This is a genomic window from Streptomyces lancefieldiae, assembly GCF_031845825.1.
GTDB classification, from domain to species: domain Bacteria; phylum Actinomycetota; class Actinomycetes; order Streptomycetales; family Streptomycetaceae; genus Streptomyces; species Streptomyces lancefieldiae.
The window spans coordinates 22,496-45,750 of the sequence record NZ_JAVRFH010000058.1 but is presented as its reverse complement, the minus strand read 5'-3'; the positions used below and the strand labels follow the sequence as shown (position 1 = coordinate 45,750).

At 72.4% G+C, this 23,255-nt stretch carries 20 protein-coding genes; 11 read left to right on the top strand and 9 right to left on the bottom strand.

Features of this window, described 5'->3' with window-relative positions; translation table 11 throughout:
* Positions 1-55 precede the first annotated feature (55 nt).
* Positions 56-412 carry a HesB/IscA family protein gene (locus RM812_RS34915; RefSeq protein ID WP_217145526.1) on the bottom strand — a complete coding sequence of 119 codons (357 nt, stop codon included), beginning with the start codon at positions 410-412 and terminating at the stop codon, positions 56-58.
* Positions 413-663: 251 nt separating this feature from the next.
* Here RM812_RS34915 and nadA point away from each other — a divergent pair, with 251 nt between their 5' ends.
* Together nadA and RM812_RS34905 are read left to right on the top strand one after the other, a co-directional pair.
* Positions 664-1,848: a quinolinate synthase NadA gene (gene nadA, locus RM812_RS34910; RefSeq protein ID WP_311582412.1), complete on the top strand. Its 1,185-nt coding sequence runs from the start codon at positions 664-666 to the stop codon at positions 1,846-1,848.
* Positions 1,849-2,012: 164 nt separating this feature from the next.
* On the top strand, positions 2,013-2,840 hold the full coding sequence (locus RM812_RS34905) for an SAM-dependent methyltransferase (RefSeq protein WP_311582409.1): 828 nt from the start codon (positions 2,013-2,015) through the stop codon (positions 2,838-2,840).
* Between the two features lie 91 nt (positions 2,841-2,931).
* Here RM812_RS34905 and RM812_RS34900 read toward each other — a convergent pair whose 3' ends face one another.
* From RM812_RS34900 to RM812_RS34880, 5 genes are all read right to left on the bottom strand, one after another.
* Entirely contained in the window at positions 2,932-6,051 is a 3,120-nt protein-coding gene (locus tag RM812_RS34900; protein ID WP_311582407.1) for an efflux RND transporter permease subunit, read from the bottom strand.
* 156 nt (positions 6,052-6,207) lie between these two features.
* Positions 6,208-6,894 carry a response regulator transcription factor gene (locus tag RM812_RS34895; RefSeq protein ID WP_311582404.1) on the bottom strand — a complete coding sequence of 229 codons (687 nt, stop codon included), beginning with the start codon at positions 6,892-6,894 and terminating at the stop codon, positions 6,208-6,210.
* Positions 6,891-8,129 (bottom strand): sensor histidine kinase, encoded by a 1,239-nt coding sequence (locus RM812_RS34890; protein ID WP_311582401.1) that lies wholly within the window; start codon positions 8,127-8,129, stop codon positions 6,891-6,893. The genes RM812_RS34895 and RM812_RS34890 overlap by 4 nt, the downstream gene beginning before the upstream one ends.
* A 190-nt stretch (positions 8,130-8,319) precedes the next feature.
* Positions 8,320-8,604: a PspA-associated protein PspAA gene (pspAA, locus tag RM812_RS34885; RefSeq protein ID WP_311582398.1), complete on the bottom strand. Its 285-nt coding sequence runs from the start codon at positions 8,602-8,604 to the stop codon at positions 8,320-8,322.
* Between the two features lie 20 nt (positions 8,605-8,624).
* Positions 8,625-9,401, bottom strand: coding sequence for a PspA/IM30 family protein (locus RM812_RS34880; RefSeq protein ID WP_311582428.1), 777 nt, complete (start codon positions 9,399-9,401; stop codon positions 8,625-8,627).
* A gap of 237 nt (positions 9,402-9,638) precedes the next feature.
* On the opposite strand from RM812_RS34880, the gene RM812_RS34875 reads away from it, so the two are divergent.
* From RM812_RS34875 to RM812_RS34865, 3 genes are all read left to right on the top strand, one after another.
* The gene (locus RM812_RS34875; RefSeq protein ID WP_394816560.1) at positions 9,639-10,316 is read left to right on the top strand and encodes a DUF3043 domain-containing protein; all 678 of its coding nucleotides are present in this window, start codon (positions 9,639-9,641) and stop codon (positions 10,314-10,316) included.
* 83 nt (positions 10,317-10,399) lie between these two features.
* Entirely contained in the window at positions 10,400-11,101 is a 702-nt protein-coding gene (locus tag RM812_RS34870) for a class I SAM-dependent methyltransferase (RefSeq protein WP_311582397.1), read from the top strand.
* A 137-nt stretch (positions 11,102-11,238) separates the two neighbouring features.
* Positions 11,239-12,315 (top strand): S1C family serine protease, encoded by a 1,077-nt coding sequence (locus RM812_RS34865; protein ID WP_311582394.1) that lies wholly within the window; start codon positions 11,239-11,241, stop codon positions 12,313-12,315.
* A 45-nt stretch (positions 12,316-12,360) separates the two neighbouring features.
* On the opposite strand, the gene RM812_RS34860 is transcribed toward RM812_RS34865, so the two are convergent.
* On the bottom strand, positions 12,361-12,579 hold the full coding sequence (locus RM812_RS34860; protein ID WP_311582392.1) for a hypothetical protein: 219 nt from the start codon (positions 12,577-12,579) through the stop codon (positions 12,361-12,363).
* 241 nt (positions 12,580-12,820) lie between these two features.
* On the opposite strand from RM812_RS34860, the gene RM812_RS34855 reads away from it, so the two are divergent.
* On the top strand, positions 12,821-14,020 hold the full coding sequence (locus RM812_RS34855) for a bifunctional adenosylcobinamide kinase/adenosylcobinamide-phosphate guanylyltransferase (RefSeq protein ID WP_311582389.1): 1,200 nt from the start codon (positions 12,821-12,823) through the stop codon (positions 14,018-14,020).
* On the opposite strand, the gene RM812_RS34850 is transcribed toward RM812_RS34855, so the two are convergent.
* On the bottom strand, positions 14,009-14,749 hold the full coding sequence (locus RM812_RS34850; protein WP_311582386.1) for a class I SAM-dependent methyltransferase: 741 nt from the start codon (positions 14,747-14,749) through the stop codon (positions 14,009-14,011). The two genes, RM812_RS34855 and RM812_RS34850, sit on opposite strands and share 12 nt — an antisense overlap.
* Positions 14,750-14,943: 194 nt before the next feature.
* Here RM812_RS34850 and cobT point away from each other — a divergent pair, with 194 nt between their 5' ends.
* Entirely contained in the window at positions 14,944-16,062 is a 1,119-nt protein-coding gene (gene cobT / locus RM812_RS34845) for a nicotinate-nucleotide--dimethylbenzimidazole phosphoribosyltransferase (protein WP_311582383.1), read from the top strand.
* 92 nt (positions 16,063-16,154) lie between these two features.
* On the top strand, positions 16,155-16,937 hold the full coding sequence (locus tag RM812_RS34840) for an adenosylcobinamide-GDP ribazoletransferase (RefSeq protein ID WP_311582380.1): 783 nt from the start codon (positions 16,155-16,157) through the stop codon (positions 16,935-16,937).
* Positions 16,938-16,972: 35 nt separating this feature from the next.
* Here RM812_RS34840 and RM812_RS34835 read toward each other — a convergent pair whose 3' ends face one another.
* On the bottom strand, positions 16,973-17,809 hold the full coding sequence (locus RM812_RS34835; RefSeq protein ID WP_311582378.1) for an endo alpha-1,4 polygalactosaminidase: 837 nt from the start codon (positions 17,807-17,809) through the stop codon (positions 16,973-16,975).
* A 251-nt stretch (positions 17,810-18,060) separates the two neighbouring features.
* Here RM812_RS34835 and RM812_RS34830 point away from each other — a divergent pair, with 251 nt between their 5' ends.
* The 3 genes from RM812_RS34830 to sucB all read left to right on the top strand — a co-directional run bounded on the left by RM812_RS34830 (position 18,061) and on the right by sucB (position 23,201).
* The gene (locus tag RM812_RS34830) at positions 18,061-19,596 is read left to right on the top strand and encodes a leucyl aminopeptidase (protein ID WP_311582375.1); all 1,536 of its coding nucleotides are present in this window, start codon (positions 18,061-18,063) and stop codon (positions 19,594-19,596) included.
* Between the two features lie 401 nt (positions 19,597-19,997).
* Positions 19,998-21,386 carry a dihydrolipoyl dehydrogenase gene (gene lpdA / locus RM812_RS34825; RefSeq protein ID WP_311582373.1) on the top strand — a complete coding sequence of 463 codons (1,389 nt, stop codon included), beginning with the start codon at positions 19,998-20,000 and terminating at the stop codon, positions 21,384-21,386.
* Positions 21,387-21,449: 63 nt separating this feature from the next.
* Entirely contained in the window at positions 21,450-23,201 is a 1,752-nt protein-coding gene (gene sucB, locus RM812_RS34820; protein ID WP_311582370.1) for a 2-oxoglutarate dehydrogenase, E2 component, dihydrolipoamide succinyltransferase, read from the top strand.
* Positions 23,202-23,255 lie beyond the last annotated feature (54 nt).

Genomic DNA, 23,255 nt, shown 5'->3' with positions numbered 1-23,255 from the left:
GGCCCGGGGATTGTCCCCGGGCCGCCGCCCTTCTGGTACGCCGGTGCCGCGTGGCTCAGCTGAAGGAGTCACCGCAGGCGCAGGAGCCCGTCGCGTTCGGGTTGTCGATCGTGAAGCCCTGCTTCTCGATCGTGTCCACGAAGTCGATGGTGGCACCGCCGAGGTAGGGGGCGCTCATGCGGTCGGTGGTGACCTTGACGCCACCGAAGTCCTTCACCACGTCGCCGTCGAGCGAGCGCTCGTCGAAGAAGAGCTGGTAGCGCAGGCCGGAGCAGCCGCCGGGCTGGACGGCGACGCGCAGCGACAGGTCGTCACGGCCTTCCTGGTCGAGCAGCGCCTTGACCTTGGACGCGGCGGCGTCGGTCAGGATGATGCCGTCGGTGACGGTGGTGGTCTCGTCCGATACGGACATCTACATCTCTCCCGGGTTGTACGGAGACTGCTTGCCGACGGTTCCAACCGGCAAGGCCGCGGATTCATTCCGGGGCGGGCCCGTGTCTTTCTCCCCGGGCTTCCCTTCATGCTCGCACACGCCCCGGGGAGCGGACAGCGGCTGCGGCACCGGGATTCACGTCACACCGACACTATGGGCATCGTCAAAGTGACGTGAACCGGTTATGATATATAGCGTCAGTTCGACGAAAAGTAGAAAGGGTGCGTGTCGTGACCACCGCCCAACCCCAGGAGCTCGACGTACAGCCGTCGCCCCTCGCCCTGCTGCTGCTCGGCCGTGAGGCCGACCCGAGGAGCGAGCGCGGCGTGGAGTGCCCCGGCGACCTGCCCTCGCCCTCCGACCCGGACCTGGTCGCGCGCGCCCGCGCGGCCAAGGAGAAGCTCGGGGACAAGGTCTTCGTCCTCGGTCACCACTACCAGCGGGACGAGGTCATCCAGTTCGCGGACGTCACGGGCGACTCCTTCAAGCTGGCCCGGGACGCCGCCGCGCGCCCGGAGGCCGAGTACATCGTCTTCTGCGGCGTCCACTTCATGGCGGAGTCGGCGGACATCCTGACCTCCGACGACCAGAAGGTGGTCCTGCCCGACCTCGCGGCCGGCTGTTCCATGGCCGACATGGCCACCGCCGAGCAGGTCGCCGAGTGCTGGGACGTGCTGACCGAGGCCGGGATCGCCGAGCAGGTCGTGCCCGTCTCGTACATGAACTCCTCCGCGGACATCAAGGCGTTCACCGGCAAGCACGGCGGCACCATCTGCACCTCGTCCAACGCCGAGCGGGCCCTGGACTGGGCCTTCGAGCAGGGCGAGAAGGTGCTGTTCCTGCCCGACCAGCACCTGGGCCGCAACACCGCGGTGCGGGACATGGGCATGTCCCTGGAGGACTGCGTCCTCTACAACCCGCACAAGCCGAACGGCGGGCTGACCGTCGAGGAGCTGCGCGCCGCGAAGATGATCCTGTGGCGGGGTCACTGCTCGGTGCACGGCCGCTTCAGCCTGGACTCGGTCAACGACGTGCGCGAGCGCATCCCGGGCGTGAACGTCCTGGTGCACCCCGAGTGCCGGCACGAGGTCGTGGCCGCGGCGGACCACGTCGGCTCGACCGAGCACATCATCAAGACCCTGGAAGCGGCCCCGGCCGGTTCCAAGTGGGCGATCGGCACCGAGCTGAACCTGGTCCGGCGGCTGGCGAACCGTTTCGCTTCCGAGGACAAGGAGATCGTCTTCCTCGACAAGACGGTCTGCTTCTGCTCGACCATGAACCGCATCGACCTGCCGCACCTGGTCTGGGCGCTGGAGTCCCTCGCCGAGGGCACCCTCGTCAACCGGATCGAGGTCGACAAGGAGACCGAGGCGTTCGCGAAGCTGGCACTGGAGCGGATGCTGGCGCTGCCGTAACGGTTCGCCGTACGACGAAGGCCCGCCGGGGCTCGGTCCGCGCCGAGCCCCGGTCCTCGTTCGGAGACAGATCCTTCTGAACTGTCCGATCACCGGACCGGGCGGCATCGCGGTACTAGGTTGGTGTCCCGACTCGTACACGCCAACCCGTAGGAGAAGCCGCCGTGTCAGACACCCACTCCCAGGTCGCCGCCGGCGCGGAGATACGGGCCCGGATCGACACCTCCAAGCCGCACTCGGCCCGCTTCTGGAACTACTTCGTCGGCGGCAAGGACAACTACGAGGTCGACCGGGAGATCGGGGAACAGATCAAGGAGATCTTCCCCGGCCTCGTCGACGTGGCACTCACCAGCCGGCTCTTCCTGGGGCGCGCCGTCCGCCACCTGGTCGAGGAGCAGGGCATCCGGCAGTTCCTGGACATCGGCACCGGACTGCCCACCGCCGACAACACCCACGAAGTGGCCCAGCGCCTGGCTCCCGACGCCCGGATCGTGTACGTCGACAACGACCCGATCGTGCTGACCCATGCCAACGCCCTGCTCACCAGCACCCCCGAGGGCCGCACCGCCTACCTGGACGCCGACCTCCACGCCCCCGACAGCGTCCTGAAGGCCGCCGCCGGCACCCTCGACTTCTCCCAGCCGATCGCTCTGATCATCCTCAACACCCTCGGCCACGTCGCCGACCACGAACAGGCCCGCGACCTGGTACGCAGGCTGATGGCGGGCCTCCCGTCGGGCAGCCACCTGGTCATCAGCGACAGCACCGCCACGAGCGAGGGCATGATCGCCGCCTCGAACGCCTACAACGCCAGCGGCGCGACGCCGTACTACGTGCGCAGCGTCGAGGAGATCGCCGGCTTCTTCGACGGACTCGACCTGGTCGCCCCCGGCGTCACCCAGGTCCCGTCCTGGCGCCCGGACCTCGAGACCCGCACCGGACCGGCCGCCGCCTCCGTCGACGCCTACTGCGGGGTCGCCCGCAAGCCGTGAACCGCGGGGCCGATGCCGCGCCGCACACGGCGAAGGGGGTCCCCCACGGATTCCGTGGGGGACCCCCTTCGCCGTTTCTGCCTGCGGTTTATCAGGCCTTCGCCGGCTCCGGCTCCTCCGAGGCGGGCGACTGGAGCGGCACGTCGCCGCCCTTCTTCGCCGCCCGCTTCTTCGCGCGCCGCTCCTTGCGCAGCTCCAGCATCGCGTAGAGGGTCGGGACCAGCAGCAGCGTCAGCAGGGTCGAGGTGATCAGACCGCCGATCACGACCACCGCCAGCGGCTGGGCGATGAAACCGCCCTCGCCGGTGACGCCCAGGGCCATCGGGAGCAGGGCGAAGATCGTCGCCAGGGCCGTCATCAGGATGGGCCGCAGACGGTGCCGACCGCCCTCGATCACCGCTTCGACGACGCCGTAGCCCTGCTTGCGGTACTGGTTGATCAGGTCGATCAGCACGATCGCGTTGGTGACCACGATGCCGATCAGCATCAGCATGCCGATCATCGCCGGGACACCCATCGGGGTGCCCGTCGCCAGCAGCAGGCCGATCGCGCCGGTCGCCGCGAACGGGATCGACACCAGCAGGATCAGCGGCTGGGCCAGCGACCGGAAGGTGCCCACCAGCAGCATGAACACGATGGCGACGGCCGCCAGCATGGCCAGGCCCAGGTTGACGAACGCCTCGTCCTGGTCGGCGGTGACGCCGCCGATGTCGGCCGTGGCACCGGCCGGCAGGTCCAGCTCCTTGATCTTCGACTGGAGCTCGGTGCCCACCGCGCCGGTGTTGTCACCGGTCGGCTTGGCGGTGACGGTCGCCGCGCGCTGACCGTCGATGCGGGTCATCGAGACCGGGCCGTCCACCAGCTGCACCGTCGCAATGTCGCCGAGCTTGGCCGGGCCCAGGTTCAGGGCCTTCAGCTCGGCCAGCGTCTCGGCCGGCCGGGCCGACCTGATGACGACGTCGCGCTCGGTGTCGTCCAGGATCGCCTTGGCGGCCGGGGTGCCGCGCACCGCCTGGGCGACGACCGCGCCGAGCGTCTGGTCGTTGAACCCGGCGGCGGCCGCCTTCGCGTTGGCCTTGACCGAGATACGCGGCACGCTCTGCGCCAGGTCACTGGTGACGTCGGTGACGTCGTCGAGCTCGGCGACCGTCTTGCGGACCTCCTCCGCGGCCTCGCGGAGGACCTGCGCGTCGGCCGCCTTGACGACCACGCTCAGGTCCTGGCTGCCGAAGCCGTCACCGGCGGCGACCGTGGTGGTGCCGATGCCGTCGAGCTTCGCGAGCCCGTCCTCGATGTGGTCCTGGACGTCCTCGTAGGACGCGGAGTCCTCCAGCATGATCTGGTACGAGGCCTGGTTGGTGTCCGTACCGCCGCCGAAGGCGGCCATGAAGCCGGACGAGCCGATGGTGACCTGGTAGTCCTTGATGCCCTCGGTGTCCCCGAGCAGCTTCTCGACCTTCTTCGCCTGGGCGTCCGTCGCGCCGAGGCTGGTGCCCGGCTTCAGCTCCTGCTTGATGCTGAGGACCTTCTGGTCGCCCTGGTCGAAGAAGTTGGTCTTCAGCAGCGGCGCCATGGCGAACGTGCCGATGAGCACGACGACCGCGATGGCCACGCTGGTGAGGCGACGGCGGGTGGCGAAGCGCAGGACGGGGACGTAGAAGCGCTGGAGGCGGCTCTTCGCCTCCTTCTCCTCGGCCAGCCGGCGGGCCTCGGCGGCGTCCTCGGGGGTGCCCTTCGGCGGGCGCAGGAACCAGTACGACAGGACCGGGACGACCGTCAGCGACACCAGCAGGGAGGCCAGCAGCGCCGCGGTGACGGTCAGGCTGAAGGAGCCGAACAGCTCGCCGACCATGCCGCCGACCAGGCCGATCGGCAGGAAGACGGCCACCGTGGTGAGCGTGGAGGAGGTGACCGCTCCGGCGACCTCGCGGACGGCCTTGAGGATGGCCTCCTGGCGCTCCTCGCCGTAGCCGAGGTGCCGCTTGATGTTCTCCAGGACCACGATCGAGTCGTCGACGACCCGGCCGATGGCGATGGTCAGGGCGCCCAGCGTCAGCATGTTGAGCGACAGGTCGCGCGTCCACAGGACGATCAGCGCCAGCACCACCGACAGCGGGATGGAGACCGCGGTGACCAGGGTGGAGCGGATCGACGCCAGGAAGACCAGGATGATCAGGACGGCGAAGAGCAGACCGAGGGCACCCTCGGTGGTCAGGCCCTCGATGGCCTTGGACACCGCGGGGCCCTGGTCGCTGACGACGGTGAGCGTCGCGCCGGAACCGAGCTGCTCGCGCAGGTCGGGAAGCTTGTCCTCGACGGCCTTCGAGATGGCGACCGCGCTGCCGTCGTGGTCCATCGTCACGGCGACGGCGAGGGAGGGCTTGCCGTCGGTGCGGGTGAGGGAGTCGGCCTTGGCCTCCTCCTCCTTGACGGTGGCGACGTCACCGAGGCGGACCGGCTTGTCGACGCCCTCGTCGGTGACCATGAGGTCCTGGATCTGCTTCACCGAGGTGAAGCCGCCGCCGACCTGGACGGTGCGGTTGGCGCCGCCCTCGTCGAAGGAGCCCGCGGGGACGGTCGCGCCGCCGGCCTGCAGGGACTGGGCGAGAGCCTGCGGGCTCACGCCGGCCTTGGCCAGCTTCGCCTGGTCGGGGGTGACGGTGACCTGGACGTCGCGGACGCCGTCGACCACGACCTGGGCGACGCCGTCGATGTCCTTCAGCTCGGTGACGACCGTCTTGTCGAGCTGGTCGGCCAGCGCCTGCTGGTCCTTGTCCGAGGTGACGGCGAGGACGACGGTCGGGATGTCGTCCGTCGAGCCGGAGATGACCTGCGGGTCCACGTCGTCCGGGAGCTGGGCGCGGGCCCGGTTCACGGCCTGCTGGACGTCGGCGACGAGCTGCTGGGTGTTCGGGCCGTAGTCGAAGGACGCCATGATGACGGCGTTGCCCTCACTGGCCGTGGAGGTGACGCCCGAGATCCCGTCGACCGCTTCGAGACTGTCCTCGATCGGCTCGACGACCTGCTTCTCGACCACGTCGGGCGAGGCGCCCTGGTACGGCGCCAGCACGGACACCATGGGCAGTTCGATGGTGGGCAGCAACTGCTGCTTGAGCTGGGGGATGGCGATCGCGCCGAAGACGAGCGCGACGATCGACATCAGGCCTATCAGGGCCCGTTGCGCGAGGCTGAATCTCGACAGCCAGGACATGGATCAGGGTCTCTCTTCTGTGGCCGAGCGGAGGGGACGGGGCACATCTGTACGCCCACCCCACCACCCTGGTCCATGGGTGCCCCCGGTTCCCTAGGCCCCAGGTCCATTTCCTTATGCGGCGTATACTGCCGCCGCAGTACACGCGGGCCGAGGTCACTCCACCCTTGGACGGACCAGCCCGGATTCGTACGCGATGACGACCAGCTGGGCCCGGTCGCGGGCGCCCAGCTTGGCCATGGCCCGGTTGACGTGCGTCTTCACGGTGAGCGGGCTGACCTCCAGCCGCTCGGCGATCTCGTCGTTGGAGAGCCCCCCGGCGACCTGGACCAGCACCTCGCGCTCCCGCACGGTCAGCAACTCCAGCCGCTCGGCGCGGGCGGGATCGCGGCCGGCATCGTCCGCCGCGCCCTGCTGGGCGAGGAAGCGGGCGATCAGCCCCTTGGTGGCGGTCGGGGACAGCAGCGCCTCACCGCCGGCGGCGACGCGGATCGCATTGAGCAGTTCCTCGGGTTCGGAGCCCTTGCCGAGGAAGCCGGAGGCGCCCGCGCGCAGCGACTGCACCACGTAGTCGTCGACCTCGAAGGTGGTCAGTATGACCACGCGGACATGGGCGAGGGCCGGGTCGGCGCTGATCAGGCGGGTGGCGGCCAGGCCGTCGGTGCCGGGCATCCGGATGTCCATCAGCACCACGTCGGCCCGCAGTTCGGCGGCCAGCCGGGCCGCCTCCGCGCCGTCGGACGCCTCCCCCACCACCTCCATGTCGGGCTCGGAATCGACCAGCACCCTGAAGGCGCTGCGCAGCAACGCCTGGTCGTCGGCGAGCAGGACACGGATCGTCATACGGGGTCCTCCGCTGGATCGGTGCGGTTCCTGACCGGAAGGATCGCATGGACCCGGAAGCCGCCTCCGTAGCGGGGACCGGTGGTGAGGGTGCCGCGCACCGCGGTGACGCGCTCGCGCATGCCGAGCAGCCCGTGCCCGCCGCCGTCGGTGGACGCGCCCCCGTCGGTGGACGCGCCGCCCTCGCCGGTCCCGTCGTCGAGCACGGTGACCTCGATGTCGGGCCCCACGCGCACCACGCTGACCTCCGCCTTCGCCCCGGGCCCCGCGTGCTTCTGCACGTTGGTCAGGGCCTCCTGGATGACGCGGTACACGGCCAGGTCGACGGCGGCGGGCAGTTCGGTGCCCTGGTCGGCGCGGGCCACCTCGACGTGGAGCCCGGCGTGGTGGAAGGTGCCGACGAGTTCTTCGAGGCGGTGCAGGCCCGGGGCGGGCTCGGTCGGCGCCTCCGGCTCGCCGGACTGGCGGAGCAGGCCGACCGTGGCGCGCAGTTCCCCCAGTGCGGAGCGGCTGGCCGCCCGTACGTGGGCGAGGGCCTCCTTGGCCTGGTCGGGCCGCTTGTCCATGACGTGGGCGGCGACCCCGGCCTGGACGTTGACGAGGGCGATGTGGTGGGCGACGACGTCGTGCAGGTCGCGGGCGATGCGCAGCCGCTCCTCGGCGACCCGGCGGCGTGCCTCCTCCTCACGGGTCCGCTCGGCCTTCTCGGCCCGGTCCCGGATGGCCTGGACGAAGGCGCGCCGGCTGCGGACCGCGTCCCCGGCGCTGGCGCCGATGCCGGTCCAGGCGAAGACGGCGAGGTTCTCCTGCGCGTACCAGGGCAGCGGCCCGGCCAGCATGGCGGCGCCGGTGAGCACCGTCATGGTGAGCAGGCCGACCCGCCAGGTGGTGGGGCGGTCGGTGGAGGCGGCGACGGTGTAGAGGGCGACGACGGTGGACATGACGACGGGGGCGCGGGGGTCACCGGTGACGCTCTCGACGACGGAGACGCCGCCCGTGACCGCGAGGACCGTCAGCGGGGCCCGGCGACGGAACGCGAGCGCGGCGGCGCCGGCGGTCATCAGGAACAGGCTGAGCGCGTCGGGGGTGCGAAAGCCCCAGCTGACGCCTTCGGGGCCGTGCGGGTCCACGAACGAACCGGCGACCATGCACACCAGGACCGCGGCCGCGAGGGCCGCGTCCAGCGCGGAGGGGTGGGCGCCGAGTCTGCACCGGGCGCGGGCGAGGGTGCTCACGGAGTTTTACGGTAGCCGGAGCGGGCGTCCGTCCGTGTCGCGTCCGGCGTGCGGTGGCCGTCGACCCGGGGACTGCGCCCCCGGACCCCCGCTGTCGGCCTGAACGGCCTCGCCCTCGAACTCCCCCACTCCCGGCCCCGCTCGAGCGGGGGGACCCCCACGACGGGCCGGAGTGCCTGACCGGCGTCCGTCAGGCACCCCCTGGGATCAGGCCGTCGTCACTCAGCATCTCCTGGACGTCCTCCAAGGTGGCGTCCGAGGACGGGAGGATCAGGTCGGACGGCTCCAGGCTGTCGTCCGGCAGGGGCTCGCCCAGCTCGCGGACCTTGGCCAGGAGGGCCTGGAGGGTCGCGCGGAAACCGGGACCGTCGCCGTTCTCCATCTCGGCCAGGAGTTCGTCGTCCAGTTTGTCCAGCTCGGAGAGCCGGCCGTCGGCCAGCGTCAGCTGTCCCTCCCCCATGATCCGTACGATCATGTCGCCCTCCTAGGCGTGGGCTACTGCTTGTCGAAGCGCGGGGTGTCCTGCGACTGCTGCTGGGACTGCGCCTGGCCCTGACCGCCCTCGATGGCCTGCCGGTCACCGGAGCTGCCGCCGGCCAGCTCGGCCTTCATGCGCTGCAGTTCCAGCTCTACATCCGTACCACCGGAGAGCCGGTCCAGCTCGGCCTGGATGTCGTCCTTGTGCATGCCGGACTGGTCGTCCAGGGCGCCGGAGGCGAGCAGTTCGTCGATGGCGCCGGCCCGGGCCTGGAGCTGGGCGGTCTTGTCCTCGGCCCGCTGGATCGCGAGGCCCACGTCGCCCATCTCCTCGGAGATGCCGGAGAAGGCCTCGCCGATGCGGGTCTGCGCCTGGGCCGCGGTGTAGGTGGCCTTGATGGTCTCCTTCTTCGTGCGGAAGGCGTCCACCTTGGCCTGGAGGCGCTGGGCCGCCAGGGTGAGCTTCTCCTCCTCGCCCTGGAGCGTGGCGTGCTGCGTCTCCAGGTCGGTCACCTGCTGCTGGAGCGCGGCACGGCGGGAGAGCGCCTCGCGGGCCAGGTCCTCACGGCCCAGCGCCAGCGCCTTGCGGCCCTGGTCCTCCAGCTTGCCCGACTGGGACTGGAGCTGGTTGAGCTGAAGCTCCAGGCGCTTGCGGCTGGTCGCCACGTCGGCGACGCCGCGGCGCACCTTCTGCAGCAGCTCCAGCTGTTTCTGGTACGAGTAATCGAGGGTCTCGCGCGGGTCCTCGGCCCGGTCAAGGGCCTTGTTGGCCTTTGCGCGGAAGATCATCCCCATACGCTTCATGACACCGCTCATGGGCTTCGCGCGCCCCCTTCTGACCGACTCCAGCTCCAGGACTGCAACAGAACCCACAGTACGGGCCCTGCATCCATTACCGCACTGTTCGGGGACGGATGCGCTCATCCCCAAGGACGACTGCGTACGCTCCCGGTCCCGCGTAGGGAGTAGGTGCTCCCCGGGGTTGTCCGGAAAGCCGGTGTCCGGGCTGTGCGCATCGTCCCCTCTGTCCTCATACAGACGACCGGCGTTGCCGGATCGTTCCCCACCGGGCTGCGGTCCACACCGCAGCACCCCGTACCCTTGGGTTTTGTGTTCCGTAGCCGTGCCAAGGAAGAGAAGGCCCAGAGCGTCGTCAAGGCGCCGGTGACCGACTCCAAGCAGCCCCGCGACCCGCAGGCCCCGAAGGGCAGGCCCACGCCCAAGCGCAGTGCGGCCCAGTCCCAGCGCCGCAGCGTCTCCAACACGCCGATGACGCGCAAGGAGGCCGCCAAGCGACAGCGCGACGAGCGCCGGACCGCGATGGCGCGCCAGCGCGAGGCGCTGGCGAGCGGGGACGAGCGGTACCTGCCGGCCCGTGACAAGGGTCCGGTCCGCAAGTTCGCCCGCGACTTCGTCGACTCCCGGTTCAACATCGCGGAGTACTTCCTGCCGATGGCCGTGGTCATCCTCGTGCTGAGCATGGTCCGGGTGGCCTCGCTGCAGAACATCGCGCTGCTGCTGTGGCTCGTCGTGATCGTGCTGATCGTGCTCGACTCGCTGGTCACCGGCTTCCGGCTGAAGAAGCGCCTCGCCGAGCGCTTCCCCGACGACCGCAGGCGCGGCGCGGTCGCCTACGCGCTGATGCGCTCCCTCCAGATGCGTCGGCTCCGGCTGCCCAAGCCGCAGGTCAAGCGCGGGGAGCGGCCCTGAGCACGACGCCGTTCGCCGGGGGCGCGGCCGATGCCTGGCTGGGCGGGCTCGGCGGTCTGCGGGACGTCGTACGGCAGGAACTCGTGGCCCGGCAGCTGGACGAGCAGATAGCGGGGCGCTTCCCGGTCGGCAAGCGGCTGCGGGTGCTCGACGTCGGCATGGGTCAGGGCACCCAGGCGCTGCGGCTGGCACGGGCCGGGCACCAGGTGACCGGCCTGGAGCGGGACACCACGATGATCGCGGCGGCGCGCGAGGCCCTGGCCGGCCAGCCCGAGGGCATCCGGGAGCGGATGCGGATCATCGAGGGGGACGGCCGGGACACCGGCGTGCACTTCCTGCCGGGCAGCTTCGACGTGGTGCTGTGCCACGGCGTGCTCATGTACGTGGAGGAGCCCGACCCGCTGCTCGCCGGACTGGCCCGGATGCTCGCCCCCGGCGGGCTGCTGTCGCTCCTGGTGCGCAACGGCGACGCGCTCGCGATGCGCCCCGGCCTGTACGGCGAGTGGGCGGGCGCCCTCGCGGCCTTCGACACCACCGCTTACCGCAACCGGCTGGGCCTCGACGTCCGCGCGGACCGGCTCGCCACGCTGACGGCCAAGCTGGCCGGCATCGGCGCCCCGCTGCACACCTGGTACGGCGTGCGGGTCTTCACGGACACGGCGGCCGACGACGCCGCGGTCCCCGACGACGTGGAGACCCTGCTGGCCGCCGAGGAACGGGCCGGCCGGACCGATCCGTACCGGGGCGTCGCGGCGCTGCTGCATCTGTGCGGCGTACGGGGCTGAGCGCGTCGACCGGAGCGCGCCGGCGCCGCTCTCGTCGGCGTCGGCCCTCGTCCGGCCCCCGTCCGGGCGGCCCGTCCGGGCGCCCATTCGGATGAGTACCGGGAGCCGGGCCCCCCGCGCGCGGTGAGACTCGGGGCATGGACGCTTCCCGCACCCGTGTGTTCCGGCTCGGTGCTCCCGTCGCCGCGCTGGCGTGCTCCCTGCTGTTCGTCACCGGCTGCTTCGGAACGGGTTCCGGTGCGGGCGCCCGGGACGAGGACCGCACGGCACGGGCCGCCGCGCCGCTCGCGGCCAACGACCTCCAGGACGACTACCTGCGGGTCATCAGGGACGTACTGCCGTCGGTCGTCCAGATCCAGGCCGGGGACGACCTGGGGTCGGGGGTGGTGTACGACGACCGGGGGCACGTCGTCACCAACGCGCACGTCGTCGGGGACCGGGAGACCTTCCGGGTGACGACCGCCCACAGCGAGGAAGCGCTGGCCGCGACGCTCGTCTCGTCCTACCCCGAGCAGGACCTGGCCGTCATCAAGCTGGACGAGGTGCCCGACGGGGTGCGGGCGGCCGGTTTCGGGGACTCCGCGAAGGTCGAGGTGGGGCAGATCGTGCTGGCGATGGGCTCGCCGCTCGGGCTGGCGTCCAGCGTGACGCAGGGCATCGTGTCGGCGACCGGGCGGACCGTCACCGAGGGCAGCAGCGGGGGCGGTACGGGCGCGACCATCGGCAACATGGTGCAGACGTCGGCGGCCATCAACCCCGGCAACAGCGGCGGCGCCCTGGTGAACCTCGACGGCCGGGTCGTCGGCATTCCGACACTGGCCGCGATCGACCCGGGCCTCGGTGACAGCGCGGCGCCCGGCATCGGCTTCGCCATCCCGGCATCGATGGTGAAGACGGTCGCCGACCAGATCATCGCGGACGGCCGGGTCACCGACTCGGGCCGGGCGGCACTCGGCATCACCGGCCGTACGGTGGTCGACGACTCCTACCGGCCCGCGGGCGTGGCCGTCGTCGAGGTCGGTTCCGGCGGGGCCGCCGACCGGGCGGGGCTGCGGGCCGGGGACGTCATCGTCCGGCTGGGTGACACGGACATCACCACGATCACCTCGCTCGCCGAGGAGCTGGCGGCGATGAACCCGGGTGACCGGACGAAGGTGACGTACCGGCGCGACGGCCGCGAACACACCGTCGAGGTGACGCTGGGAGAGCACTGACGGGAGGCCGGGGCCGGCCCGGTCGGGGCCGGCCCCGACCGCCGGTCAGGCCTCCGCCTCCTCGGCGTGCAGGCTCATCGGGCCGTAGATCTCGGTGGAGTCCTCGAACAGCCGCACCTGGTCGGCGCCGCCCTCCTCGAGGTCCTTCCAGTGCTCCCCGATCCAGGACTCGGCGTCCCCTTGCGTGGTGAACTCCTCGGGCTGCACCGCGGGCTGGACCTCCGTCCCGTCGGCCGTCTCGAACCGCCACGTCCATGCCGCCATGTACGCCTCCAAGATGTGAGCACATGCAGAGCGGAGGCCGGATCTTGGTCCGGCTCCCGGTCGCAGCCTATGCGCTGAGCCGGGCGCGCCGTGGACAACGGGGAGACAAACGGGGGGTCGAATGGTGGGACGAGCGGGGAGTCAAGTGGGGAGACACGGTGGGGAGACGAGAACGTGCCGTCCCGCGCCCTTCAGGGGCCTCGGGCGCGCATGTCGTCGCGTGACCGGCGAAAATCGGTGCGTGGACGTGACTCTGCTCGGCACCGGTGCCCCCGCGGGACTCCCCCGCCCCGACTGTCCCTGCGCGGCCTGTGCCGTGGCGCAGGGCGAGCACGCGCGCGCGGCGACCGCGCTGCTGGTGGACGGGGCGCTGCTGCTCGACCTGACGCCCGGCGCCGCGTTCGCCGCGGCGCGGGTCGGTCGCTCGCTGGCCGGCGTACGGCAGGTGCTGCTGTCGCACCCGCACGACGGACCGGCCGTGGAGGTGCCGGCCGGGCTGCCGCAGCCGGGGCGGGTGCCGGACGGGCGGGAACTGGCGCTGCTGACCGGGCACCGGGTGCGGGCGGTGGCGATGGACGCCCCGGGCACCGGGTACGCCGTGACCGGTCCGGACGGGCAGCGGCTGCTGTATCTGCCGCCGGGCTGCGCGCCGGCCGGGCTGGAGGAGCCCGCGGAGCCGTACGACCTGGTCCTCGCGGACGTCGTGGGGCGGCCGGACGCGCTGGCGAAGCTGCGGGCGGTGGGGGCGGCGGGCCCGACGACGGACGTAGTCGCCGTCCATCTGGGTCACGACGTGCCGCCGGGACGGGAGCTGGGGCGCCGGCTCGCGGCGGCCGGGGCGCGGGCGGTGCCGGACGGGACGACGCTGGTGGTGGGCTCGTACGAGGACGTGCCCGACGTACCGCGGCGGACGCTGGTGCTGGGCGGGGCCCGGTCGGGCAAGTCGGTGGAGGCCGAGCGGCGGCTGGAGGCCTTCCCCGACGTGCTCTACGTGGCCACCGGCGGGTCCCGCAACGGCGACACCGAGTGGGCGGCACGGGTGTGCGCCCACCGGGAGCGGCGGCCGGGGTCGTGGCGCACCGCCGAGACGTGCGACCTGGTGCCGCTGTTGAAGGACGACGGGCCGCCGTTGCTCGTCGACTGTCTGTCGCTGTGGCTGACGGACGCGATGGACGCCGTCGGGGCGTGGGACGACGCGGAGTGGGCCGACGGCGGGGAACGGGCCCTGCGGGACCGGGTGCGGGAGCTGACGGAGGCGGTGCGCGCCACCCGGCGCACCGTCGTCGCCGTGTCGAACGAGGTGGGGTCGGGCATCGTGCCGGCCACGGCGTCCGGCCGCCGCTACCGGGACGAACTCGGCCGGCTGAACGCGGCGTTCGCCGCGGAGTGCGAGCAGGTGCTGCTGGTGGTGGCGGGGCAGGCGCTGGTGCTACGGGGCTGACGCCTCCTTGCGCGCGATGACCCGGGGGGCCCGCCCGCCGGTGAGCACGGTGCAGCCGCGGGCCGCGAGTTCGGCCCGCAGTCCCGCCGGGTGCGAGGTGCCGGGCGGGAGGACGAACAGGCGGCGCGGGTCGGCCACGTCGACGAGCAGATGGCCGCCGGGGCGGAGCACGTGGAGGGCGGCGCGCAGTTCGGCGCGGGGGTCGGGAACGCGTTCCAGCTGCTGGAAGAGGCTCACCACGTCGTAGCGGGCCCTCAGACGGGCGGCGATGTGCGGGTCCGTCAGACGGCCGACGAACGCCTCCTCGACGCGTTCGACCGCGCGGGCCCGCAGGACACGGTGGGTGGGGTCCAGTCCGTCGAACGAGGTGTACGGGAAGTACGCGCGCGCGATGCGGGGGAAGTCGGCGTCGCCGGTGCCCACGTCGAGCCAGCTCTCGGGCTCGGGGCAGCGGGCGAGGATCGCGCGGGCGGCCAGGCGGTGGCGCAGGCCCGCGCCGGCGAGGCCCGACGGGTGCTCCGTCGCCGAGGTGAGCGAGGGGTTGCGGAAGACGTGCCGGCAGTCCCGGCACCGGGCGAGGACGGAGCGGCCGGGTACGGCCCGACGCGAGCGGGCGCGCAGCCGGCGCGAGCCGCACCAGGGGCAGTCCTCGCGGTGCGGTCCGTACAGCGGCATGGGAGGCACCGGCGGTACGGGAGGCGGCGCCGAAGGGGCGGAGGGTGCGGGCATGGGCGGCTCCCGACGCGAGGGGACGTACGAAGAGGGCGGGCGAGGTGAGCGGGGCGGGCCAGGTGAGCGAGGTGAGCGACAATCCACCCAAAACGTTACGTAAGGGATCGTGCTCCGGGGTGCAACGACGCCGCCCTGGCGCGGTGCGGACGGGCCCGCCGTCGTGTTCGACCGAGGCCGGTACTGTTCGGCGAATGAGCTCGCTGAATCTCGACGACTTCACCGATCTGATCGAGCGCCCCGACGGCGGGGTGCGCCGCGACGCCGAGGAGCGCCGTGCGCGTCAGGTCGTCCCGCCCGGATCGCTGGGCCGCCTGGACGACCTGGGCGAGTGGCTGGCCTCGGCGCAGTCGGCCGTACCGGTGCGTCCGGTGGAACGGCCCCGGGTGGTGCTCTTCGCCGGTGACCACAAGGTCGCCGAGCTGGGCGTCTCGGCACGCCCCGCGGGCGGTGCCGGCGAGCTGGTGCGCGAGGTGCTGGAGGGCGGACGGCCCGTCTCCGTGCTGGCCCGGCGCCTCGGTGTGCCGGTGCGGGTCGTCGACATGGCGCTGGACTGCGACCCGGACACGCTGCCGGCCGAGGTCGTACGGCGCCGGGTGCGGCGCGGCGGCGGGCGCATCGACGTCGAGGACGCGCTGACCGTCGAGGAGGCGGAGGCCGCCTTCCGGGCGGGGATGGCGGTGGCCGACGAGGAGGCCGACTCCGGTACGGATCTGGTGGTGCTCGGCGATGTGAGCGTGGGCGGGACCACGGCGGCGGGCGTCCTGGTCGCGGCACTGTGCGGGACGGACGCGTCGGTCGTCACCGGGCGCGGTGGGCTGGCGATCGACGACCTGGCCTGGATGCGCAAGTGCGCCGCGATCCGCGACGCGCTGCGGCGCGCACGGCCCGTGCTCGGGGACCAGCTGCGGCTCCTCGCGACGGTGGGCGGCGCCGACCTCACCGCGATGACGGGCTTCCTGCTGCAGAGCGCGGTGCGGAAGACGCCGGTGATCCTGGACGGGGTGGTGACGGCCGCCTGCGCGCTGGTCGGGCAGCGGGTCGCGTTCCGCGCGCCGGACTGGTGGCTGGCCGCGCACGACAGCGGGGAGCCGGGCCAGGCCAAGGCGCTGGACCGGATGGCCCTGGAACCGCTGCTGTCCCAGGGCGTGACCGTGGGCGAGGGCGCGGGGGGCCTGCTGGCGCTCCCCCTGGTCCAGGCCGCGGCGTCCCTGGCGGCGGAGCTGCCGGAGACCTCCGACAAGGACGAGCCCGAGGACGAGGGCGAGGACGAGGGCGAGGACGAGACCAAGGGCGACCGCACCGACGCATGACCGGGCGCCCCGGCGTGGGTGCGGGGGCGGTGAGCCGGGGTCGCTCCCTGGGCGGCGTCGGCGGCGCGGTGACCGACGGGTAGTCTGCGCCGGTGTTCAGGACCCTCTCCCCCGACGGCCTCCGTTTCGCGTTCGGCACCCTCACCGTGCTCCCCGTCAAGGTGACCCGCTGGGACAGGGAGGCCGCGCGCGGCGGCATGCTGTGCGCGCCGCTGGTCGGAGTGGTCGTCGGGGTCGCCGCCGCCGCCGTCGGGCTTCTGCTGCTGCTCCTGGGCGCCGGGAGCCTGCTCGCCGCGGTCGCCAGCGTCGCCGTACCCGCCGTACTCACCCGTGGGCTGCACCTGGACGGGCTGGCCGACACCGCGGACGGGCTCGGCAGCGGGCAGCCCGCCGAGGACGCGCTGCGGATCATGAAGCAGTCGGACATCGGGCCGTTCGGCGTCCTCAGCCTCGTGTTCGTGCTGCTGGCCCAAGTGGCCGCGCTGGCGCAGGCGTACGACGATTCCTGGGCGCGCGGCGCGCTCGCCGCCGTCGTCTCGGCGACCGCCGCCCGGCTGGCGCTGACGCTGGCCGCCCGGGCGGGGGTGCCGGCCGCGCGTCCGGAGGGGCTGGGCGCGGCGGTCGCCGCAGTGGTGCCGGCCCGCGCGGCGGTCGGCGTGGCCACCGCGGTCACGGTGGCCGCCGCGGCGGCGGGCGCGTTCCTCGGACCGTACGACGCGTTCCGTACGGCGCTCGCCGTGCCGGTCGCGGCCGCCGTCGCCGGACTGCTGCTGCGGCGCTGCGTGCACCGCTTCGGCGGGGTCACCGGTGACGTCTTCGGCGGGGTGGCGGAGACGGCGGCCACGGCCGCACTGGTCGTGCTGGTCCTGGGCTGAGCCGAGCCCGGCCGGGGCCGGCTCCCGGCGGCGACTCAGCAGGCCTCCCGCCACACCCCCAGTTCGTACTTCTTCAGCATCGAACTCAGCCGCAGCTCACGGGACTCGGCGCAGAAGCGCTCGGTCGGCAGCTCGTACTCGACGTGGAAGACGGCCTTGTCCGCGTCGATGAACGGCTTGTTGTCGGCGCACTCGCCGAACTGGGCGCACTGCTCGTTGACCGCGAAGTCGAAGTCGTCCACCAACTCGGGGATCTGGTCCAGGTCGTTCTTGAGGCCGACGGCCATGCCGCGGTCGTGGGCGAGCTGGGCGATCAGCCGGTTGTAGCGGAGCTGGTCGTCGGCGGTGAGCGGGAAGCCGGTCTCGTTCTTGTAACCGTCCATGTTGTCGGGTTCGACGGCGTCGAAGCCCTTCTCGCGGCACATGTCGATGCGCTCGGCCATCAGCGGCTCCAGGACGTCCGTCTCGCGGATGTCCAGCCAGCGTTCGCCCTCCCACCCGTTGCCCTTGCCCAGCACCGACTTCGGGAACTTCTCCGCGTCGGGGCGGAAGTCCTCCCAGGCGCCGGTGGACAGGTAGCAGATGACCTTGCGGCCGTCGTCGTGCAGGCCGGCCACCGCGGCCCTGGTGTGATTGAAGCCGTCGATGTCGTAGACCGGCACGTCCACGGAGGTGTCGAGCCTGCCGCTGAGCTGCCACTGCCAGGCGGTGCCGGGGCGGGGCTGCCAGTGGCCGGCGGCTTCCGCCCCGGCGTCGGAACCGGCGGCCTCCTGCTGGTCGGAACCGGCGGCCTCCTGCTTGTCGTCGGACGGCGACGAGCAGCCCGCGAGCAGCAGCAGGAGAAGGGCCGTCGACAGGACCGGGCGTCTCACGAGGGGCTCCAGATGTGTGGGGGGCGGTGCGGTGCGTACCCGGGAATGATCTCCCATCCCCGGTGCCGCGCGGGAAACCGCGGCCCCGGGGGCGCGAGCGGACGCGGGCGCGAGCGTAGGCTCGTGCCGGGTGTTCGCCTGCCCAGGTGGGCACCGCACCGCAGGAGGGATCTAGGGTCGGTTGTCGGGCCCGGTCGACCCACCCGCATTCGGCCACACCAGACTTCATACGGAAGCGAGAATTCACCACCGTGACTGCTCTCACTCTCTCCACCGCCGCGGCGGCCGGCCTGCGGGCCGACGCGATCGTGATCGGTGTCGCCAAGGGCGACCGCGGCCCGGTCGTCGCACCGGGCGCCGAGGCCGTGGACAAGGCGTACGACGGCCGGCTCGCCGGCGTCCTGGAGACCCTCGGTGCCACCGGGGCCGAGGGCGAGGTGACGAAGCTCCCCGCGCCGTCCGGCTTCAAGGCACCCGTCGTGGTGGCGGTGGGCCTGGGCGCCCAGCCCGAGAAGGACGCCGGTTTCGACGCCGAGGCACTGCGCAGGGCCGCCGGCGTCGCCGCCCGCGCCCTGAACGGCTCGAAGAAGGCCGCCTTCGCCCTGCCGCTGGGCGACGCCGCCGACGCCGGTGCCGTCGCCGAGGGCGTGCTGCTCGGCGCGTACTCCTTCGACGCGTACAAGGAGCAGGGCCGTCAGGCGCAGGGTGCCGCCAAGGGCAACGGCAAGGCCCCGCTGGCCGAGGCCGCGCTGCTCGGCGGCAAGCCCCGTGACAAGGCGTACAAGGCGGCGATCGAGCGTGCCGCGGCCGTCTCCGAGGAGCTGAACCGCGCCCGCGACCTGGTCAACACCCCGCCGAACGACCTCAACCCCGAGTCGTTCGCGGCGATCGCGCAGGCCGCCGCCAAGGAGCACGGCATCAAGGTGCAGGTGCTCGACGAGAAGGCGCTCACCAAGGGCGGCTACGGCGGCATCCTCGGCGTCGGCTCCGGTTCGGCGTCGGGGCCGCGCCTGGTGAAGCTGTCGTACACGTCGTCCAAGGCGACGAAGTCCCTCGCGTTCGTCGGCAAGGGCATCACCTACGACTCGGGCGGCATCTCGCTGAAGCCGGCCGGGCACAACGAGACGATGAAGTGCGACATGGCCGGCGCCGCCGCCGTGTTCGCCGCGGTCGTCGCCGCCGCGCGTCTCGGCCTGGAGGTCAACGTCACCGGCTGGCTGGCGCTGGCCGAGAACATGCCGTCCGGCTCCGCCACCCGTCCGGGTGACGTGCTGCGCATGTACAGCGGCAAGACGGTGGAGGTCCTCAACACCGACGCCGAGGGCCGGCTCGTCCTGGCCGACGCCCTGTGGGCGGCCTCGCAGGACAAGCCCGACGCGATCATCGACGTGGCGACCCTGACCGGCGCGATGATGCTGGCGCTGGGCAGCCGCACGTACGGGGTCATGGCGAACGACGACGCGTTCCGCGCCGCGGTGCACGAGGCGGCGGAGGAGGTCGGCGAGCCGGCGTGGCCGATGCCGCTGCCGGAGCACCTGCGCAAGGGCATGGACTCGGCGACCGCCGACATCGCGAACATGGGTGAGCGGATGGGCGGCGGGCTGGTGGCCGGTCTGTTCCTGCGCGAGTTCGTCGGCGAGGGGATCACCTGGGCCCACCTGGACATCGCGGGTCCGGCCTTCAACGAGGGCGGGCCGTTCGGTTACACGCCGAAGGGCGGGACCGGAACGGCCGTGCGGACGCTGGTGCGGGTCGCCGAGCTGACCGCCGCGGGTGATCTGGGCTAGGGGCGCCCGAGAGCTCGGGGGTGCGGGGGATTGCGGCGGCTGCGGGCCCGTTGTGGCTTGGCGCGCCCACGCGGCGCAGCCGCGGATCAAGCACAGCCCCGCGCCCCTGGGCCGGCTGTCCGTCGGCCGACCCGGACGAAACCGTGAACCGGGCGCGCCCAGCGGCGCAGCCGCAGATCAAGCACAGCCCCGCGCCCCTCGCGGCCTTGTCACCGCCCGCACCGAGTGAACGTGGGGCGTCTCACACACCAGCCCCACGTCTCGTCCGCCCCCTACAGGTGCGAAGATGGGGCTCGGCAGGACAGGGCCCCACCTAAGGGCCGAGAACAAAGAGCGGCCGGACACCAGCCGCCGACCGGTCACTGGAGACCGGCGTGGCGCACATGCATGGAGGACGTGACGTGGCGAACGACGCCAGCACCGTTTTCGACCTAGTGATCCTCGGCGGTGGCAGCGGTGGTTACGCCGCGGCCCTGCGCGGGGCGCAGCTGGGCCTGGACGTCGCCCTGATCGAGAAGGACAAGGTCGGCGGTACCTGCCTGCACAAGGGGTGCATCCCCACCAAGGCCCTGCTGCACGCGGGCGAGATCGCCGACCAGGCCCGCGAGGGCGAGCAGTTCGGCGTCAAGACGACCTTCGAGGGCGTCGACATGGCGGGCGTGCACAAGTACAAGGACGCCGTGATCGCCGGCCTGTACAAGGGCCTGCAGGGCCTGGTCGCCTCCCGCAAGGTGACCTACATCGAGGGTGAGGGCCGGCTGTCCTCCCCGACCTCGGTGGACGTCAACGGCCGGCGGATCCAGGGCCGCCACGTCCTGCTGGCGACCGGCTCCGTGCCGAAGTCGCTGCCGGGCCTGGAGATCGACGGCAACCGGATCATCTCCTCCGACCACGCCCTCGTCCTGGACCGCGTGCCGAAGTCCGCGATCATCCTGGGCGGCGGCGTCATCGGCGTCGAGTTCGCCTCCGCGTGGAAGTCCTTCGGCACCGACGTCACCATCGTCGAGGGCCTCAAGCACCTCGTGCCCGTCGAGGACGAGAACAGCTCCAAGCTGCTGGAGCGCGCCTTCCGCAAGCGGGGCATCAAGTTCAACCTGGGCACCTTCTTCCAGAAGGCCGAGTACACGCAGGACGGCGTCAAGGTCACCCTCGCCGACGGCAAGGAGTTCGAGGCCGAGGTCCTGCTCGTCGCCATCGGCCGCGGCCCGGTCTCGCAGGGCCTGGGCTACGAGGAGGCCGGGGTCGCCATGGACCGCGGCTACGTCCTCGTCGACGAGTACATGCGGACCAACGTCCCGACCATCTCCGCCGTCGGTGACCTCGTCCCGACCCTCCAGCTCGCGCACGTCGGCTTCGCCGAGGGCATCCTGGTGGCGGAGCGGCTGGCCGGTCTGAAGACCGTCCCGGTCGACTACGACGGCGTGCCGCGGGTGACGTACTGCCACCCCGAGGTCGCCTCCGTCGGCATCACCGAGGCCAAGGCCAAGGAGATCTACGGCGCGGACAAGGTCGTCGCCCTGAAGTACAACCTGGCCGGCAACGGCAAGAGCAAGATCCTCAAGACCGCGGGCGAGATCAAGCTCGTCCAGGTCAAGGACGGTGCCGTGGTCGGCGTCCACATGGTCGGCGACCGCATGGGTGAGCAGGTCGGCGAGGCCCAGCTGATCTACAACTGGGAGGCGCTGCCGGCCGAGGTGGCCCAGCTCATCCACGCCCACCCGACGCAGAGCGAGGCGCTCGGCGAGGCGCACCTGGCGCTGGCCGGCAAGCCGCTGCACTCCCACGACTGACCACCCTCGGTCACTGGGCGCGACGACACAGACTTCCGCAATTCCTAAGGAGCAACCGAAACCATGGCGGTTTCCGTAACCCTTCCGGCGCTCGGCGAGAGCGTCACCGAGGGCACCGTCACCCGTTGGCTGAAGGCCGAGGGTGAGCGCGTCGAGGCCGACGAGCCGCTGCTCGAGGTCTCGACCGACAAGGTCGACACCGAGATCCCGGCGCCCGCCTCCGGCGTGCTGTCCTCCATCAAGGTCGCCGAGGACGAGACGGTCGAGGTCGGTGCCGAGCTGGCGCTGATCGACGACGGCAGCGGCGCCCCCGCGGCCGAGGCCGCTCCGGCCGCCCAGCAGGTCGCCGAGCCGGCCCCCGAGCCGGCGCCGGCCGCCCCGTCCACCGAGCAGGCCGCCCCGGCGCCCGCTCCGACCGCCCAGGCCGCGGCCGGCGGCTCCGCCGAGGGCACGGACGTGGTCCTGCCCGCGCTCGGCGAGTCCGTCACCGAGGGCACCGTCACCCGCTGGCTGAAGTCGGTCGGTGACAGCGTCGAGGCCGACGAGCCGCTGCTCGAGGTGTCCACCGACAAGGTCGACACCGAGATCCCGGCCCCCGCCTCCGGCACCCTGCTGGAGATCGTGGTCGGCGAGGACGAGACGGCCGAGGTCGGCGCCAAGCTGGCCGTCATCGGTGCGGCCGGTGCTGCTCCGGCCGCCGCCCCCGCCGCTCCGGCCGCCCCGGCCCAGCCCGAGCCCACCCCGGCTCCGGCTCCGGCTCCCGCGCAGGCCGCCGCTCCGGCTCCGGCTCCGGCCGCCCCCGCCGCTCCGGCCCCGCAGGCCCCCCCGGCGCCCGCGCCGGCCCCGGCCGCCGCTCCGGCCGCTGCCCAGCCGGTGGACGACGGCGCCTACGTCACCCCGCTGGTGCGCAAGCTCGCCGCCGAGAACGGCGTCGACCTGTCCGCCGTCAAGGGCACCGGCGTCGGCGGTCGTATCCGCAAGCAGGACGTCATCGCCGCCGCCGAGGCCGCGAAGGCCGCCGCCCCGGCTCCGGCCGCTGCCGCCGCGCCCGCCGCGCCCGCCGCGAAGAAGGCCCCCACCCTGGAGGCCTCCCCGCTGCGCGGTCAGACCGTCAAGATGCCGCGCATCCGCAAGGTCATCGGCGACAACATGGTCAAGGCGCTGCACGAGCAGGCGCAGCTGTCGTCGGTCGTCGAGGTCGACGTCACCCGCCTGATGAAGCTGCGCGCCCGCGCCAAGGACGCGTTCGCGGCGCGTGAGGGCGTCAAGCTCTCGCCGATGCCGTTCTTCGTCAAGGCCGCGGCCCAGGCGCTGAAGGCGCACGCGCCGATCAACGCCAAGATCAACGAGGCCGAGGGGACCATCACCTACTTCGACACCGAGAACATCGGTATCGCGGTGGACTCCGAGAAGGGCCTGATGACCCCGGTCATCAAGAACGCCGGTGACCTCAACCTGGCCGGCATCGCCAAGGCGACCGCCGACCTGGCGGGCAAGGTGCGGGCCAGCAAGATCAGCCCGGACGAGCTGGCCGGCGCGACCTTCACCATCAGCAACACCGGTTCGCGCGGCGCGCTGTTCGACACGATCATCGTGCCGCCGGGCCAGGTCGCCATCCTCGGCATCGGCGCGACGGTCAAGCGCCCGGCCGTCATCGAGACGGAGGAGGGCACGGTCATCGGCGTCCGCGACATGACGTACCTGACCCTGTCCTACGACCACCGCCTGGTGGACGGCGCCGACGCCGCCCGTTACCTGACGGCGGTCAAGGCCATCCTGGAGGCGGGCGAGTTCGAGGTCGAGCTCGGCCTCTGACCCCCGTCGGTGTGCCTGTACGGTGCCCCCGCCCGGAGCTCTCCGGGCGGGGGC

What these genes read in the sequence shown, in the direction of transcription:
- RM812_RS34860 (WP_311582392.1), bottom strand. Translation starts at nt 12,579, where the DNA reads ATGGCGGCATGGACGTGGCGGTTCGAGACGGCCGACGGGACGGAGGTC.
- RM812_RS34915 (WP_217145526.1), bottom strand. Translation starts at nt 412, where the DNA reads ATGTCCGTATCGGACGAGACCACCACCGTCACCGACGGCATCATCCTG.
- RM812_RS34850 (WP_311582386.1), bottom strand. Translation starts at nt 14,749, where the DNA reads ATGCCCGCACCCTCCGCCCCTTCGGCGCCGCCTCCCGTACCGCCGGTG.
- RM812_RS34900 (WP_311582407.1), bottom strand. Translation starts at nt 6,051, where the DNA reads ATGTCCTGGCTGTCGAGATTCAGCCTCGCGCAACGGGCCCTGATAGGC.
- cobT (WP_311582383.1), top strand. Translation starts at nt 14,944, where the DNA reads ATGAGCTCGCTGAATCTCGACGACTTCACCGATCTGATCGAGCGCCCC.
- pspAA (WP_311582398.1), bottom strand. Translation starts at nt 8,604, where the DNA reads ATGATCGTACGGATCATGGGGGAGGGACAGCTGACGCTGGCCGACGGC.
- RM812_RS34865 (WP_311582394.1), top strand. Translation starts at nt 11,239, where the DNA reads ATGGACGCTTCCCGCACCCGTGTGTTCCGGCTCGGTGCTCCCGTCGCC.
- RM812_RS34895 (WP_311582404.1), bottom strand. Translation starts at nt 6,894, where the DNA reads ATGACGATCCGTGTCCTGCTCGCCGACGACCAGGCGTTGCTGCGCAGC.
- RM812_RS34880 (WP_311582428.1), bottom strand. Translation starts at nt 9,401, where the DNA reads ATGGGGATGATCTTCCGCGCAAAGGCCAACAAGGCCCTTGACCGGGCC.
- sucB (WP_311582370.1), top strand. Translation starts at nt 21,450, where the DNA reads ATGGCGGTTTCCGTAACCCTTCCGGCGCTCGGCGAGAGCGTCACCGAG.